We start from the raw sequence: 15,135 nt of genomic DNA, 5'->3' as shown, positions 1-15,135 counted from the left end.
TCACTCGCTGCTCAATGCGGCGCCGCGTTCAGTCAGCAGTTGCGTGAGCACACTGCGATGGCAGCGCGGCGGGTTGTCGCAATAGCAGCCCATCGACAGATTGGACGAGTGCGACAGCGCCGCCAGCGTGTCCAGCATCTGCGACGGCGCGGATTCGCTCATCTCCTTGCGATACGCACGGGCGAAGGCGTTCCACTGCTTGTCGTCCTCGGCGGCCCGACCTTGGGCCATCAGCTCCGCACTGGGCGACAGCAGCGGCAGCCAGCTGTCGTAGTAGTCCAGACGCCCGTAATCCTCCTTGCGGACCCCGCGCGGAGGGCGGCGAACGGTGCCAAGACGAGGGCCTTCATCAGGCAGGCGCGGTGTGACGCCGAGTTGGACGATGCGGATGGTCATGGCGTCATGGTCGCCCGGCATCGCACAACTTCAAGCGCAGAATCCCCGACCCCGACCCGAGACACTACGATCGCGCTCATGGCTTCACTTCATGATTGCATCGATTTCATCGGCAAGTCAGCGCTCAGCCACGATCTACAAGATGACGTATCCGCCACTGGTCAAACGGCGATGACCTTCCCTCGAAAGACGAATGCCTGCTCATGAAAGCTCACGTCGACCTGTCCATCTTCTCGACGCCCAATACCTCGTTCGGCATGGCCTCGGGAGAGCTCGAGTTCGCGGTGCTGCCAAGTCGCGGAGAAATTGTCAGCCTCGCCGGCCCGACCGGCGGGCAGCCCCTGCCGCTGTTGCAGCGGATGGGGAACTTCTCTCTTCAACTCAAGGTGGACGATGTGGTTCACGCACCCGGAGCGCCATCTCCTCACGTGATGCTGCTGCTGGAGCCAGCAGTCATGGCGGGAGACGATCAAGCGGAGGCCTTGGGCCTCTATCTCGAACACGCGTTCGGAATGTTCTTTGACCGATTTGGAGAATGAAGTCAGCAGCGATCATTCCTGCGCGCGCTGCCTCGGCACGCTGAGCCGCACCCGCAGCCCCTGCCCCGTCGTCGCGTCGAGCAGCTCCAGCATCCCGCGGTGCCGCTGCGCGATGTCCACCGCGATCGCCAGGCCCAGGCCGCTGCCCGTCCCCTTGGACTCGCTGCCGCGCTCGAAGCGGCGCAGCGCGCGGTCGCGGTCCTGCGGCGGGATGCCGGGACCGTTGTCCTCGACCTCCATGCGGGCCCAGTCGCCGTCGCTGCCGGTCCGCACCGTGATGCGCGGATTCGGCCCGGCGTAGTTCAGGCTGTTGTGCAGCACGTTGGCCAGCAGCTCCCGCAGCAGGAAGCTCTGGCCCAGCGTCGGCGCGCTCTCGAGCTCGAACTCGAGGTCCGCGCCCGCCTGCAGCGCGCGCGGCACCCAGTCCTCCGCCACCTGCGCGGCGATGTCGCGCAGGTCCAGCGGCTGCTCGCGGCCGCCAGGCTCGGCCTCGGCGCGCGCGATCGACAGCATCTGCGTCGCCAGGCGCGCGCTGCGGTCCACCGAGCCTTGAAGCCGCTTCAGCACCGGCTCCATCTGCGGATCGTGCGGCTCCAGCAGCGCCAGGTCGATCTCGGTCCGCAAGGACGTCAGCGGCGTGCGCAGCTGATGCGCCGCATTCGCCAGGAAGTCCTGCTGCGCCGACGACGCCCGCCGCAGCCGCTCGAAAAGCCGGTTGAACGCCGCGATCAGCGGCTTCAGTTCGCCGGGCACGTCGTGCTGCAGCGGCTCCAGGCGCGCGAGGTCGCGCTGCTCCAGCTCCGCGCTCAGCTGCGACAGCGGTCTCAGGCCGCGGTAGGTCGCCCACCAGCCGGCGCCCGCCAGCAACACCGCCATGCCGCCGATCAGCAGGCCCACGACCACCAGCAGCTGCTGCTGCAGCGCGTCGCGCTTGTTCAGCGTCTCGGCGACCAGGATCTGGCAGACATGCCGGTCGCCGCAGGTGGCGCCGAGCGCCGCCGCGCGCAGCGATTCGCCGTCCAGCGTCGCCAGCGTGAAGAACCATTCGTTGGGCTGGCGCTTGGGCAGCTTCAGCCGCGCGAGCTGCGCGTCGCCGAGCAGCACCTCGCCCGCCGGATCAAGCACCAGGTAGTAGACGCGGTCGGTCCGGTCGAAGCGCAGCGCGCGATCGGTCGGGCCCGAGACGTCGACGACGACCTGCCCGTCCCGCTCCCTCAGCAGGCTGGCCACGGCGAGCGCGGTGTCGCCCAGCGCCTGGTCGAGCCAGGAGATCGCCGTGTCGTGCATGACGCGATACAGCATGAAGCCGGCCGCGGGCACCGCGACCAGCACGGGGAACATCAGCCAGATCAGCAGCCGCTGCTTGAGGCTGAAGGTGCGGCCGCCGCCGGATCGGGGGCTTCCCGAGGGCCGGCTTACGCCACCTGGCGGGGACGACTCGGTCATGCCGCGGGGGTCAGGCCTTGGCCGCCGGCGCGGGCGGCATCTCTTCCAGCAGATAACCCAGGCCGCGCACGGTGCGCAGCTGCAGGCCGGCCGGCTCGATCTTGGCGCGCAGGCGCGAGACGCAGACCTCGATCGCGTTGTCGCTGACGCCCTGCTCCCAGCCGTTGCTGGCCGAGGCGATCTGCTCCTTCGCGACCACCTTGCCGGCGCGCGCCAGCAGGAAACCCAGCACGTCCCACTCGCGGGCGGAGAGCGCGAGCGGCTCCTCGGCGATGTAGGCGCGGCGCGCCTCCAGGTCCATCCGCAGCGACGAGAGCCGCAGCTCGTTGCCGGTGCGGGCCTGGCTGCGGCGCACCAGCGCGCGGGCCCGGGCGATCAGCTCGCTCAGCGCGAAGGGCTTGACCAGGTAGTCGTCGGCGCCGCCCTCCAGGCCGCGCACGCGGTCCTCGACGGCGTCGCGCGCCGTCAGCAGCAGCACCGGCGTCGTGCTGCCCTGGGCGCGCACGCGCCGCAGCGTCTCGAAACCGTCGATGCCGGCCAGGCCGATGTCCAGGATGAGCAGGTCGTAACGGTCTTCGCGCAGCGACAGCGGCACGGGCTCGCCGCGGGCGCTCACGTCCACGACCCAGGACTGTGAGCGCAGGGCCCGGGCGGTGGACTCCGCCAGGAACTCATCGTCTTCGACCAGGAGGATTCGCATGGAGCGGCAGCATAAGCCTAGAGCCTTGCGGCGGCCAATCGACCACCTGTCAGAAACCTGAGGGCAACGGCACCGACAGCTTGCGGACAGGTTGGCGTCAAGTCCGCAACAGCGAGCTTGGACAGACTGCCGCTCATGCCGAACACCGCACCCCTCGACGGTCTTTCCCGACCGGATTCGCGCCCCGCCGTGCTGCTCCTGCACGGCCTGTGCGCCAACCCGCTGGAGATGATGCCGCTGGCCCGTGCCCTGCGCGACGCCGGCTACGTCGTGGAGGCGCCCGCGCTGGACGGCTACGGCGTCGTGCCCCCGGCCGCCGGCGCGCCGGCGGTCGACCCGCCCGCCCGCCGTCCGGTCCCGCCCTTCGAGGCGTGGGTCGACCTGGCCGCCGCGCACTTCGACGCGCTGGCCGCGAAGCACAGCCGCGTGGCCGTCGGCGGCCTGTCGATGGGCTCGGTGCTGGCGCTGGCCCTCGCGCTGAAGCGACCGGCGGCCGCCTTGATGTTGCTCTCCACCAGCCTGCACTTCGACGGCTGGAACGTCTCGCCGTGGCGCCGCCTGCTGCCGCTGGCCTACGTGCCGCCGCTGCGCCAGTGGCTGTCCTTCCGCGAGACGCCGCCCTACGGCATCAAGAACGAGCGGCTGCGCGAGTGGGTCGCCCAGGCGATGACTTCGAGCCACGTCTCCGCGGCCGGCGCGGACCGGCTGCCGGCCGCGTCCCTGTACCAGGCCTCGCGAATGATCCGCCTCGTGCGCCGCCGGCTGGGCGAGATCGACGCGCCCGCCGTCGTCCTGCATGCGAGCGAGGACGACGTCAGCGGCCCCCGCTCGGTGCTGGACCTGCAGCGCCACCTGGGCACGACGCCCGAGGTGCATTGGTTCCATCACAGCTATCACATGTTGACATTGGACAACGAACGCGGCGCCGTCACGCAGGCGGCGCGCCAGTTCCTGCAGCGGATGGTGCCGGTCGAGGCACTACCCGAACACCCTGCTTCTTTGACCACGACCGAGGACCACCGCCATGAGCAACACGCTTGATCAACTCCGCCAACTGGCCTGCCACGAGCTGGGCATGACCGACGACGGACTGAAGAACGACGTCACCTTCGCCGAACTGGGGCTGGACTCGCTGATGCTGGTCGACTTCATGTTCGCGGTGGAGGACAAGTTCCACATCGAGATCGACCACGACACCGCGATGAAGCAGCCGACGATCGTCGGCCTGGCCGCGATCGTGGACGCGCAGCTGGCCGCCAAGGCCAGCGGCACGCCCGCGGCCGTCGCCGCCTGAGCGCCGGTGCCGGCATGAGCCCGGAAGCGGTATGGATCACCGGCATCGGCGCCTGCAGCGCGCTCGGCCCGGACGCGGAATCGCTGGCGCAGGCGCTGGCGCAGGGGCGGTCGGGGATCACGCTGCAGCCGGGAGAACCGACGCGCGGCGTGGCGCCGTTCGCGGCGGCGGCGGTGACGCAGCCGCTGGGGCAGGACATGCCGCCGGCGCAGCGCAACCTGCACGACCGGCACAGCCTGATGGCGCTGCACGCGGCGCGAGAGGCCTGGACGCAGTCCGGCCTGCCGGCGACGTCGGCGACGCCGGAGCGGGCGGCGGTGGCCTGGGGCACGGGGCTGGGCGGGTCGAACGCGCTGCAGCAGTCGTACGGCGAGCACCTGACGAAGGAGACGCCGCGCATCCATCCGTACACGGTGGTGCGGGTGATGAGCAACTCGGCCGCGTCGCACCTGGCGATGAAGTACGGGCTGAAGGCGGCGATGCTGACGATCTCCAACGCCTGTGCCTCGTCGGCGCAGGCGATCGGCGAGGCGCTGATGCTGCTGCGCCAGGGCCGCGCGGATGTGGCGCTGGTGGGGGGCTCGGAGGCGATGCTGAACCCGGGCTCGGTGGCCGCGTGGCAGGCGATGGGCGTGATGGCGCCGGCGGATCCGGAGGATCCGTCGCGCAGTTGCCGGCCGTTCGACGATGCGCGCAAGGGCCTGGTGCTGGGCGAGGGCGCGGCGGCGCTGGTGCTGGAGACGGCGAGCCACGCCCGCGCACGCGGCGCGTCGGCGCTTGCCGTGCTGGCCGGCTACGGGCATAGCGTCGACGCGGTCCACCTGTCGCGGCCCGACGCCGACGGCCAGGAGCGCGCGCTGCGCGCCGCGCTGGCCGATGCGGGGATCGAGGCCTCGCAGGTCGGTTACGTGAACGCGCACGGCACGGCGACGGACGTCGGCGACACCGTCGAGGCCGAGTCGCTGGCACGCGTCTTCGGCGTGCGCGGCGTGCCGGTCAGCGCGACCAAGGCGCTGCACGGCCATCTGATCGGCGCCGGCGGCGCGCTGGAACTGATCGCCTGCGTCCAGGCGATGCGTCGCGGTCAGCTCCCGCCGAACGCGCACGTCAGCACGAGCGTGCTCGAGGAAGTCGCCGACGTGATCCGCGAACCGCGAGCCTTCGACTCATCCAAGTCAATGGTCAGCAATTCCTTCGCATTCGGCGGAAGTAACGTATCGCTTGTGATCAGTGCAGCATGACCGCGTGCGGCATACGCTGCATGCATGCACCTGACCTATACGACGTTTGATTCTGTGGATGACCTCGACAGCGTCGAGGTCATCGCCATCTATCTCGATGAAGCCCTGAAGGCGAATGACGCAGCGTACTTGGCGCACGCCTTGGGCGTCGCTGTTCGTGCCAAAGGGATCGAAGAAGTTGCACTGGCGTGCGGACTCTCTGGCGACGAACTTCTCCGCGAATGCAGCGCAGGCGGGCATCCGACCTTGAAGACATTGCTGGCCGTCTCCAGCGCGCTTGGCATCAAGCTCATCCCGCGTCGGCTGGCGGCTCACTGAGCCGCTCTTCTATCGCTTCACCTCAAACCGCTCCAGCATCGTCGCCAGCTCCGCCGCGGAGCGCAGGCCGAGCTTGGTGAACGCCCGCGCGCGGTGGACCTCCACCGTGCGGATCGCGATGCCGAGTTCGTCGGCGACCTGCTTGTTGAGCTTGCCGGCCGCCACCAGCACCGCGACCTCGCGTTCGCGGTCGGTCAGGCTGGCGAGCTTGCCGGCCACGTCCGCTTGGACGCGGGACTCGCGCCAGCGGTGGATGTCCGTCGCGATCGCGCGCTGTACCTTGTTGACCAGCGCCTGGTCGTTGAACGGCTTCTCGACGAAGTCGAGCGCGCCCTTCTGCATCGCGTCCACCGCCATCGGAATGTCGCCGTGACCGCTCAGGAAGATCACCGGCAGCGGCACGCCGCGCGCGATCAGCTCGTCGTGCACCTGAAGGCCCGACAGCGGCTCCATCCGCACGTCCAGCACGATGCAGCCGTGCGGCTCAATCGCGCGATCGAGCGCCTCGAACAGCGCCGGACCACTCGCGTGCGGCTCCACGCGCAACCCGTGCGTGCGCATCAGGAAGGCCAGCGCGTCGCGCACCGCCGCCTCGTCGTCCACCAGGTGGACCGTCGCCTGTGGGTCGCTCATCGCGCGCCCTCCTTGTGTTGTCCGATGCCACGGTCAATGCCAGCGCCAACACCCATGCCGGAGCCGGCGCCGCTGCCGCCGACGAACTCGCTGCCGTCGCACGCGCCCTGCCCCGGGCACAGCGGCAGCGTGAAGCTGATCCTCGCGCCGCCGAGCGCACTCGCGCCGGCTTCCATGCCGCCGTGGTGCGCCTCGATCACCGAACGGCAGATCGCCAGCCCCATACCCATGCCCTCGGACTTCGTCGAATAGAACGCGGTCGTCAGCTGATCGATGCCGCGCCCCTGGAGACCGGGGCCGTTGTCGTCGACATCGACCCGCACGAAGCGCTCGCCGACGCGCTGCGCGGCGATGCGCACCTGCGCGCCCGGCCGGCCGTGCAACTCGTCGAGCGCATTGCGGACCAGGTTGATCAGCACCTGCTCGATCAGCACCGCGTCGGCCTGCACGTCCGGCAGACCGGGTGGCATCGTCACATCGATGAGCACGCCGCGCAGGTCGCGCTTGAGCAGCGCCAGCACCCGCGCCGCGAGTTCCGGCACCGCGCAGCGCTCCGGCTGCGGCGCGCGCCGCGTCACGAAGGCACGGATGCGCTGCACGATGCGCCCCGCCTCCTGCGCCTGCTCGCCGAGCCGGCGCAGCGCCTCCAGCACGATCTCGTCGGCCTGGCCGGCGCGCTCCAGCGAGCGCAGGGCGCCGGCGTTGTAGCCGGCGATCGCCGCGAGCGGCTGGTTCAGCTGATGCGCCAGCGCCGACGCCACTTCGCCCAGCGTGCTCAGCCGCGCCTGGTGCGCGAGCGCCTCGGTACGGCGCCGGTCGCGCTCTTCCGTCTGCTTGCGCGCGCTGATGTCGACGATGGACCCCATCCAGCCGATCTGCACGCCGTTCGCGTCCACCAGCGGCGCCTCGAAGATCATCACGTCCAGCACGTGGCCCTCGCGGTGCATCCAGCGCGCCTCGTAACCCTCGCGCGGCGCGCCGCCGGCCATGTTGCGCTGGTGGCGGCGCAGGCTGTCTTCCATCTCGTCGGGCAGCCAGTAGGGCATCGGCGGCAGGCTGCCGAGCAGCTCCTCGGCGCTGTAGCCCACCAGATCGCAGAACGCGCGGTTCAGATGCGTCACCCGGCCATCCAGATCGCGACCGCGCAGACCCACCGTCAACGAATCCTCGACCGCGCGGCGCCACGCCGCCTCGGTGCGTGCCTCGCCTTCGGCGCGCCGCACCTCGCGCATCTGCCGGCGCAGCATCCCGCTGGCCAGCGCCGACAGCAGCAGGAACACGCCCATCAACCCCGCCGCCAGCGTGTACCACCACGGGCGATGCGGCACGCGGGTGTTGAGCTCGAGCCAGGTCTCGCGCATCGCCGGATCGACGCTGACGCGGTAGCTCTGCGTGTCGGGCAGCGCGAGCGCGTCGCCCGTCTGCGCGAGCCGCTGCCCGAGTCCATCGACCAGCCGCACGTCGTATTTCTGCGCGAGCCACCACGGCAGCGTCTGCCGCAGCAGCGCGCTCGGCGCGAAGCGCACGACCAGCCGGCCGCCCTGCGGCCGCGGCGAGCTCCAGTGCGCGGTCAGCCCGCCTTCGTCCAGGCTCACGCCGCTGCGCTCCCGCGACGGCGCCACCGCCTGCGGCATCTGCTGCGGCACATGCGCGATGACGCGGTTGTTGCCGTCCAGCACCGTCACGCTGACCCACAGCCGCCTCAGGCCTTCGGCGACCGCGCGATGGTTCAGCAGCATGTTGTCGTCGACGTTCCCGGGCAGTTGCTGCGCGAGCCGGTCCACCGCCGCGTGCTCCGCATTGAGCCAGTCGGAGATGCGCGCCTCCAGCGACAGCGAATCGGCGATCAGCGTGAGCCGTTCCTCCTCCAGATCGCGCATGTCGCTCAGGCGCAGCCACACGCCGACCGACGCGGCGAAGGCCACCGCCAGCAGCAGCGGCAGGGCCCAGCTCGCGCGTTTGAACAGCTGGAGGAGACGTCGGGACACGGCCATGGCGGCAGTCTAGGCGCTGCGCAGAGCGCACGCCGGGCCCTGTGCGCTGCGTGTTTCCCCAATGTGGAAGTCCACAACTGGCGGCGCGGGGACCGGATTTCCACAATCCGCCACATTCCGCGACAGGTCGTCACTGCGCCTTCGTCACTGCACCTGATCGGCGGATTCCGAAGAACACCAGGAGACCGCATGTCCGCCACCTTCCCCCGCCGCCTGCTGCTGTCGGCCGCCCTCGCCACCGTCGGCCTGTGTGCCGGCCTCGGCACCGCCGCGACCGCCTTCGCCCAGGCGCCGATCGTGATCAAGCTGAGCCACGTCGTCGCCCCCGACACCCCCAAGGGCAAGGGCGCGCAGCGCTTCAAGGAGCTCGCCGAGGAGCGCAGCAAGGGCCGGCTGAAGGTCGAGGTCTACCCCAACAGCCAGCTCTACAAGGACAAGGAAGAGCTGGAGGCGCTGCAGCTGGGATCGGTCCAGATGCTGGCCCCGTCGCTGGCCAAGTTCGGCCCGCTGGGCGTCAAGGAGTTCGAGGTCTTCGACCTGCCCTTCCTGTTCAAGGACGACGCGTCGTTCCGCAACACGACCAACACGCTGGGCATGGAACTGTTCAAGAAGCTCGAGCCCAAGGGCATCAAGGGCCTGGCCTTCTGGGACAACGGCTTCCACATCATGAGCGCCAACAAGCCGCTGCACCATGTGGCGGACTTCAAGGGCCTGAAGATGCGCATCCAGTCCTCCAAGGTGCTGGACGCGCAGATGCGCGCGCTGGGCGCGATCCCGCAGGTGATGGCCTTCTCCGAGCTGTACCAGGCGCTGCAGTCCGGCGTGGTCGACGGCACCGAAGGTGTGCCGTCCAACTTCTACACGCAGAAGACCTACGAGGTGCAGAAGCACACGACGATCAGCAACCACGGCCACCTGGCCTATGCGCTGATCATCAACAAGAAGTTCTACGACGGCCTGCCGGCTGACCTGAAGGCGGTGGTCGACAGCAGCGTCAAGGACGCGACCACCTACGCCAACGCGATCGCGCAGACCGAGAACCAGCAGGCCTTCGAGAAGATCAAGGCCAGCGGCAAGACGACCATCTACACGCTGACGCCGGCCGAGGTGAACGAGTGGAAGCTGGCGCTGATGCCGGTCCACAAGGAGATGGAGTCGCGCGTGGGCAAGGCCACCGTCGAGGCTGCCTACAAGGCCGCCGGCTTCGTCCCCCCGACGAAATAAGTTCCCCCCCTACCGGCTCACGCCGGCCCCCCCAGGGGGCGGACCCCAGGAGCCTGGCAAAGCCAGTTCTCCGGGCTCCCGCTTGATACGTCCGCCCGCCTGCGGCGGCGTCCAGTGCCGCGCCCCTGCCTAGGGCGGCGCGGTTTTTCTTTGTCTGAAGGAGATCGCCATGTCCCTGAGATGGTTGGATCGATTGGAGGAGACGCTCATTGCGTTCCTCATGGGCGCCGCGACGCTGGTGATCGCGATGGCCGTGCTGCACCGCTTCCTGGCCGGCGTGCCGGCCGTGCAGGACTACGTCATCCGCATCGACGTGAGCTGGGCGCAGGAGCTGTGCATCTACATGTTCGTGTGGATGGCCAAGTTCGGCGCGGCCTACGGCGTGCGCGCGGGCACGCACGTCGGCGTCGACGTGGTGGTGCGCAAGCTCAAGCCCGAGCACGCGAAGTACCTCGTGATCTTCAGCCTGCTGGCCGGCGCGCTCTTCACCGCGACAGTGGGCACGCTGGGCGCGACCTTCGTGTGGGAGAACGGCGCGCACTACGCCTTCACGCACGCGCTGGGCATCGAGAACCCCGACCTCTTCGAAGGCCCGACCTCGCCCGACCTGGAGATCCCGACCTGGATCGCCTACTCCTGCGTGCCGCTGGGGTCCTACCTGATGTGCTTCCGCTTCCTGCAGGTGTGCTGGACCTTCATCCGCACCGGTGAAGCGCCGCATGCGGACCACGGTCACGTCGAAGGCATCGAGGACGACGTCGCCGCGGTGGGCTCGGCCAAGACGGCCGAGGAAGCTTCGAAGGGAGACCGCGCATGAACACGCTGATCATCTTCTCGCTGCTGGTGGTGCTGATGCTCACCGGCATGCCGATCTCGATCTCGCTGGGCCTGACGGTCCTGACCTACCTCTTCACGATGACGAACGTGCCGATCGAATCGGTCGCGCTCAAGCTGTTCACCGGCATCGAGAAGTTCGAGATCATGGCCGTCCCGTTCTTCATCCTTGCGGGCAACTTCCTGACGCACGGCGGGGTGGCGCGGCGGATCATCCACTTCGCCACGACCATGATCGGCCACTGGTACGGCGGACTCGGCCTGGCCGGCGTGCTGGCCTGCGCGATGTTCGCGGCGATCTCGGGCTCGTCGGTGGCGACGGTCGTCGCGGTCGGCTCCATCATCCTGCCGGCGATGACCAAGCAGGGTTACCCGAAGCAGTTCGGGGCCGGGGTGATCACGACGTCCGGCGCGCTGGGCATCCTGTTCCCGCCGTCGATCAACCTGGTGATGTTCTCGATCGCCACGGCCGGCATGTCGGCCACGGGCCCGCACGGCGAGGTCGTCGGCACCGCGTCCGTCGGCCAGCTGTTCATGGCCGGCGTCGTGCCGGGCGTGTGCCTGTCGATCCTGCTGGGCATCACCACCTGGTACCGCGCCAAGAAGTACGACTACCCGCGCATGGTCAAGGCCACCTGGGGCGAACGCTTCAAGGCCTTCCGCGACAGCTTCTGGGGCCTGATGCTGATCGTCGTCGTCATCGGCGGCATCTACAGCGGCAAGTTCACGCCGACCGAGGCCGCCGCGGTGGCCGCCGTCTACGCCTTCATCATCTCGGTCTTCGTCTACAAGGACATGGGCCTGAAGGACGTGCCCAAGGTGCTGCTCAAGGCCGCGGCGATGAGCTCGATGCTGCTGTACATCATCACCAACGCGGTGCTGTTCAGCTTCCTGATGGCGTCGGAGCAGATCCCGCAGACGATGGCCGCGTGGATGTCGGCGCAGGGCTTCGGGCTGTTCGTGTTCCTGCTGCTGGTCAACCTGATCCTGCTGGGCGCGGGCAACTTCATGGACCCCGCCGCGATCGTGCTGATCATGGCGCCCATCCTGTTCCCGGTGGCGGCCAAGCTGGGCGTCGATCCGGTGCACCTGGGCATCCTGATGGCGGTGAACATGGAGGTGGGCCTCTGCCACCCGCCGGTGGGCTTGAACCTCTACGTGGCCTCGGGGATCACGAAGATGGGGATCACCGAACTCACCGTCGCCGTGTGGCCATGGCTGCTCACGATGCTGGGCTTCCTGATGGTCGTCACCTACTGGCCGACGCTGTCGCTGGCGCTGCCGAGGGCCTTGGGCCTGGTCGGCTGACGGCGCGCTCATCGCCTCTCGAAGCCCCGCCGGCGCGCTTGCGCCGCGGGGCTTTTCTCATGGCGCGATACCTGCTCTCGAGGGCCCTTGCCTCCCCCGCAAGAGGTAGGCGTGTGGCGTGCCTTCCGCCGGATTCCGCAACACGGGTAACGGTCGATGTCAGAGGGGCGGGATCGATTGACGCGACCTGCAGCGGCCCCCTTTAATCCGCTGCCCTGAAGCACGACGCGTGCTCGGGTCACGATCACGCCGGCCGCTGCGCCGAGAGGAATCCCATGGCGCTCGCTCCCCGTCCCACCTCCGCTGAATGGCTCCGCCGGTCCGCCGTCCGCTCGACCCGCGCCGCCTTGGCCGCCGCCCTGCTCGCCGCGCTGAGCGCCTGCGGCGGCGGGAACGGCGGTGAGCCCACGCCGCAGGCCAATCCGCCAGTCGCCACGGATCCGGGATCCGGTGGCGGAACCGGCACGGGATCGGGTGGCACGGGCAACACCGGCGGTGGCGCCGGCAGCGGCACCGGTGGCGGAGATCCCACCGCCGAGATTCCGCCTCCCCCCTCCACGCCGATGCTGCCCACCACGCCGGTGGATCCCGAGCCCGCGCCGCCTCCGCCGACCACGCCGACCGCACCGTCGCCTGCACCTTCCCCCGCTCCGGCGCCATCGCCTGCCCCGGCACCGGCACCGACGCCCGCGCCGCCGCAATCGTCCGGCCCGACCGCCACGACCGCGCTGCGCCTGCCGCTGGAACTGCTGGGCCCCGGCCTGCCCAGCGCGCCGACGGTGGCGACGGCGAACCTGACGCTCGACGTGAACGGCGTCGGCGCCGCCACCGAGCTGTGGCTGCGCTGCCATCGCTGCGGCTTCTTCGGCCCGCCCGAGTACGAGGCCACGACCGAGACGCCCGCCAAGGTCAAGGCGAGCCTGCGCATCCTCGGCGGCACCGCGGCAGCGAACGCGAGCGCGATCCCCTGGGTCGACATCACCGACGCGACGATGACGCTCGCCGACGCCGAGCGCGTACAAGGCGGCCTGCAGCGCGGCGGCGGCCTCTACACCGCCCGCATGAAGCTGACGCTGGACGCGACCACCCGCGCGCGTCTGGTCAGCGGCGTGAACCTGGTGCAGTTCCGCTTCAACGGCACCGACGGCGAGTCGAACGGCTACCGCGTCATCGACCTGCAGTTCCGCAACGCGCAGGGGCAGAGCCTGGCGACCAACCCGGTAGCGCGCGCCGACATCAACGCCGAGAAGGTGGCCGGCCGCACGCTGACCGCCGACGTCGCCGCCGGCGAGAAGCTGTGGAAGGCGGAGAACCGCCTGATGAAGTCCACGCTGGTGAACCACCAGCTCCGCGCGGCATGCGCCTCCTGCCATGCGTCGGACGGCCGCGACCTGCAGTACTTCAACTACTCCAACAACTCGATCGTCCAGCGCTCGCGCTTCCACGGCCTGAGCGAGGCCGAAGGCGGCCAGATCGCCGCCTACCTGCGCTACGCGCTGCGCGAGATGCCGCATGTGGCGCAGGCCGCGCCGTGGAATCCGCCCTACCAACCGGGGCCGGGTCTTGACAGCAGGCCGGTCACGGAGTGGTCCGCCGGTGCCGGACTGGATGCCGTCCTCGACTCGCCGACGGACGCGGTCAAGGCGCTGTTCGGCAAGCCGCTCGACGGCTCGGCGCTTGCGTTGACGCAGGCCGACGTGGACAAGGTGATGGACGCCGACGCGACGCTCAACACGCGTGAGATCCCGCTGCCGATCCAGTTCCCGGACTGGAACTCCTACCTGCCGGCGATGCATCCGCTGGACATCTGGCCGACCGGCGCCAACGCGGCGGGGTCGTTCGAGAAGGGCGCGACCTTCACCGCCGACAACCGGCGCCTCGATCCGCTGGCCACCTCGAAGAAGATCGCCGCCTGGTTCGAGTCCCACCGCTCCGGCACCTTCGGCGACTGGAGCCACCTGACCCCGCAGCAGCGCAACGAGATCCAGTCGATGCTCCAGCCCTCCGGCTTCGAGCTCTACGCCTTCCTCGGCGGCGGCCGCGGCAATCACATCGCGGCCACGGGCCAATACGGCGCGCAGGTCGGCGCGGCGCAGCTGCTGAAGTCAGCCTCCTCCGCCCGCATCGCCTCGGAGCCCGCCGCCTTCACGACCAACGCCTTCATCGAGCGGGTGGTCGGCAACGCGCTGCAGTGGAACCTCGTCCAGCAATGGGAATGGGCGCAGCGCTACGGGCTGGAAGGCGACCAGCGCTGGTTCATCGGCAACTACGACGCGACCGCCAAGACCTGGGCCGGCCGGGGCGAGAAGCGCGGTTGGCCGTTCAACACCGTCAGCGCCTTCTTCCTGGCACCGCACATGGTCTACCAGCAGGACACCGACGCCACCGGCAAGATCACCCGCGAGTGGCTGCTGGCCTGGGAGACCGGCAACAAGCTCGGCTCCTACACGCGGACCAACGCCTGGTACCAGATGCAGGTCACGCTCAATCCCGGCGCGCAGAGCGACTGGGTGAACTTCTCCGTGGACTGGCCCTATCTGACCGGCTTCGACTCGCTGCTGTCGCAGACGCTGGGCGACGCGACGCCGGCGCAGTCCACAGCCGCGCTGATGAGCGACATCCGCCTGCTGCAGGCGCGCATCAAGTCGGCGCAGTTCGTCAACAACAGCATCCCGCTGTGGGTGCCCACGGACACGCGCTCGATCATCAACAACCGCGGACGCTTCAGCAAGGCGGCGGTGGTCAAGCACCTGAACCCGATCAACTTCATGGAAGCCGTCTCCACGCAGGCGACGCAGACCTCGCCGTTCCGCAGCCTCGACAAGCTGCAGGCCGGTCTCACGCTGAAGCTGCTCAACGGCGCATTCAAGCAGTTCAACCAGCTCTACACGGTCACCGATCCAGCGATCTGGCGACGGTGCGACCCGAACAACATGGACCTCGGCGAAGCCGAACCCACGGCCGGCTTCGGCTTCTGCCTGGACCGGACCAAGCAGCCGCTGACGCTCAAGTCACCCGGCGTCTACGTCATGGCGTCCACGGACTACCGCAGCACGGCCGAGCAGAAACTGCAGTACGCGGTCTGGAAGGCGGGCACGCTCGGCGCTGACCCGGACCGCGTCAAGATGCTGAACGACTGGCTGCTGCGCGCCTGGCCGTGAGGCCGGCGCCTGCAGCGGCAGGACGGTAACCGGACGGTTGCCGATCG

14 protein-coding genes are annotated in these 15,135 nt (G+C 69.5%); 9 read left to right on the top strand and 5 right to left on the bottom strand.

From position 1 onward, the window contains the following. The gene (locus tag ACQ4L4_RS26000) at positions 1–396 is read right to left on the bottom strand and encodes a DUF488 domain-containing protein (protein ID WP_431101671.1); all 396 of its coding nucleotides are present in this window, start codon (positions 394–396) and stop codon (positions 1–3) included. Positions 397–599: 203 nt separating this feature from the next. On the opposite strand from ACQ4L4_RS26000, the gene ACQ4L4_RS25995 reads away from it, so the two are divergent. Then, positions 600–935: a hypothetical protein gene (locus tag ACQ4L4_RS25995; RefSeq protein WP_431101670.1), complete on the top strand. Its 336-nt coding sequence runs from the start codon at positions 600–602 to the stop codon at positions 933–935. 12 nt (positions 936–947) lie between these two features. Here the strand turns inward: ACQ4L4_RS25995 and ACQ4L4_RS25990 are convergent, their stop codons facing one another. Then, positions 948–2,381 (bottom strand): sensor histidine kinase, encoded by a 1,434-nt coding sequence (locus tag ACQ4L4_RS25990; RefSeq protein WP_431101669.1) that lies wholly within the window; start codon positions 2,379–2,381, stop codon positions 948–950. Between the two features lie 10 nt (positions 2,382–2,391). Next, positions 2,392–3,081 carry a response regulator gene (locus tag ACQ4L4_RS25985; protein ID WP_431101668.1) on the bottom strand — a complete coding sequence of 230 codons (690 nt, stop codon included), beginning with the start codon at positions 3,079–3,081 and terminating at the stop codon, positions 2,392–2,394. 135 nt (positions 3,082–3,216) lie between these two features. On the opposite strand from ACQ4L4_RS25985, the gene ACQ4L4_RS25980 reads away from it, so the two are divergent. The 4 genes from ACQ4L4_RS25980 to ACQ4L4_RS25965 are packed head-to-tail and all read left to right on the top strand — an operon-like array spanning position 3,217 to position 5,934. After that, positions 3,217–4,122: an alpha/beta hydrolase gene (locus tag ACQ4L4_RS25980; RefSeq protein ID WP_431101667.1), complete on the top strand. Its 906-nt coding sequence runs from the start codon at positions 3,217–3,219 to the stop codon at positions 4,120–4,122. After that, positions 4,106–4,375, top strand: coding sequence for an acyl carrier protein (locus ACQ4L4_RS25975; RefSeq protein WP_431101666.1), 270 nt, complete (start codon positions 4,106–4,108; stop codon positions 4,373–4,375). The genes ACQ4L4_RS25980 and ACQ4L4_RS25975 overlap by 17 nt, the downstream gene beginning before the upstream one ends. Positions 4,376–4,389: 14 nt before the next feature. Then, the gene (locus tag ACQ4L4_RS25970) at positions 4,390–5,616 is read left to right on the top strand and encodes a beta-ketoacyl-[acyl-carrier-protein] synthase family protein (protein ID WP_431101665.1); all 1,227 of its coding nucleotides are present in this window, start codon (positions 4,390–4,392) and stop codon (positions 5,614–5,616) included. 24 nt (positions 5,617–5,640) lie between these two features. Next, complete coding sequence (locus ACQ4L4_RS25965) at positions 5,641–5,934, top strand: addiction module antidote protein (protein WP_431101664.1); 294 nt, start codon at positions 5,641–5,643, stop codon at positions 5,932–5,934. A gap of 9 nt (positions 5,935–5,943) precedes the next feature. Here ACQ4L4_RS25965 and ACQ4L4_RS25960 read toward each other — a convergent pair whose 3' ends face one another. Together ACQ4L4_RS25960 and ACQ4L4_RS25955 are read right to left on the bottom strand one after the other, a co-directional pair. Next, positions 5,944–6,567, bottom strand: coding sequence for a response regulator transcription factor (locus ACQ4L4_RS25960; protein ID WP_431101663.1), 624 nt, complete (start codon positions 6,565–6,567; stop codon positions 5,944–5,946). Beyond that, positions 6,564–8,561, bottom strand: a complete 1,998-nt coding sequence (locus ACQ4L4_RS25955) for a sensor histidine kinase (protein WP_431101662.1) — start codon at positions 8,559–8,561, stop codon at positions 6,564–6,566. The genes ACQ4L4_RS25960 and ACQ4L4_RS25955 overlap by 4 nt, the downstream gene beginning before the upstream one ends. 189 nt (positions 8,562–8,750) lie before the next feature. Between ACQ4L4_RS25955 and ACQ4L4_RS25950 the strand changes: the two genes are divergently transcribed. From ACQ4L4_RS25950 to ACQ4L4_RS25935, 4 genes are all read left to right on the top strand, one after another. Next, entirely contained in the window at positions 8,751–9,785 is a 1,035-nt protein-coding gene (locus ACQ4L4_RS25950) for a TRAP transporter substrate-binding protein (protein ID WP_431101661.1), read from the top strand. A 175-nt stretch (positions 9,786–9,960) separates the two neighbouring features. After that, on the top strand, positions 9,961–10,602 hold the full coding sequence (locus ACQ4L4_RS25945; protein WP_431105017.1) for a TRAP transporter small permease: 642 nt from the start codon (positions 9,961–9,963) through the stop codon (positions 10,600–10,602). Then, positions 10,599–11,927 (top strand): TRAP transporter large permease, encoded by a 1,329-nt coding sequence (locus ACQ4L4_RS25940; RefSeq protein ID WP_088404913.1) that lies wholly within the window; start codon positions 10,599–10,601, stop codon positions 11,925–11,927. The genes ACQ4L4_RS25945 and ACQ4L4_RS25940 overlap by 4 nt, the downstream gene beginning before the upstream one ends. Positions 11,928–12,202: 275 nt before the next feature. Further along, complete coding sequence (locus ACQ4L4_RS25935; protein ID WP_431101660.1) at positions 12,203–15,088, top strand: hypothetical protein; 2,886 nt, start codon at positions 12,203–12,205, stop codon at positions 15,086–15,088. Positions 15,089–15,135: the final 47 nt, after the last annotated feature.

It is taken from the genome of Roseateles noduli (assembly GCF_050626985.1).
Taxonomy (GTDB): Bacteria; Pseudomonadota; Gammaproteobacteria; order Burkholderiales; family Burkholderiaceae_C; genus Roseateles; species Roseateles noduli_A.
This window is presented reverse-complemented; position numbering and strand designations above follow the sequence as displayed.

Bases quoted from the DNA above. Each gene is read 5' to 3' on its own strand.
- ACQ4L4_RS26000 (WP_431101671.1), bottom strand. From the start codon at position 396: ATGACCATCCGCATCGTCCAACTCGGCGTCACACCGCGCCTGCCTGAT.
- ACQ4L4_RS25995 (WP_431101670.1), top strand. From the start codon at position 600: ATGAAAGCTCACGTCGACCTGTCCATCTTCTCGACGCCCAATACCTCG.
- ACQ4L4_RS25990 (WP_431101669.1), bottom strand. From the start codon at position 2,381: ATGACCGAGTCGTCCCCGCCAGGTGGCGTAAGCCGGCCCTCGGGAAGC.
- ACQ4L4_RS25985 (WP_431101668.1), bottom strand. From the start codon at position 3,081: ATGCGAATCCTCCTGGTCGAAGACGATGAGTTCCTGGCGGAGTCCACC.
- ACQ4L4_RS25980 (WP_431101667.1), top strand. From the start codon at position 3,217: ATGCCGAACACCGCACCCCTCGACGGTCTTTCCCGACCGGATTCGCGC.
- ACQ4L4_RS25975 (WP_431101666.1), top strand. From the start codon at position 4,106: ATGAGCAACACGCTTGATCAACTCCGCCAACTGGCCTGCCACGAGCTG.
- ACQ4L4_RS25970 (WP_431101665.1), top strand. From the start codon at position 4,390: ATGAGCCCGGAAGCGGTATGGATCACCGGCATCGGCGCCTGCAGCGCG.
- ACQ4L4_RS25965 (WP_431101664.1), top strand. From the start codon at position 5,641: ATGCACCTGACCTATACGACGTTTGATTCTGTGGATGACCTCGACAGC.
- ACQ4L4_RS25960 (WP_431101663.1), bottom strand. From the start codon at position 6,567: ATGAGCGACCCACAGGCGACGGTCCACCTGGTGGACGACGAGGCGGCG.
- ACQ4L4_RS25955 (WP_431101662.1), bottom strand. From the start codon at position 8,561: ATGGCCGTGTCCCGACGTCTCCTCCAGCTGTTCAAACGCGCGAGCTGG.
- ACQ4L4_RS25950 (WP_431101661.1), top strand. From the start codon at position 8,751: ATGTCCGCCACCTTCCCCCGCCGCCTGCTGCTGTCGGCCGCCCTCGCC.
- ACQ4L4_RS25940 (WP_088404913.1), top strand. From the start codon at position 10,599: ATGAACACGCTGATCATCTTCTCGCTGCTGGTGGTGCTGATGCTCACC.
- ACQ4L4_RS25935 (WP_431101660.1), top strand. From the start codon at position 12,203: ATGGCGCTCGCTCCCCGTCCCACCTCCGCTGAATGGCTCCGCCGGTCC.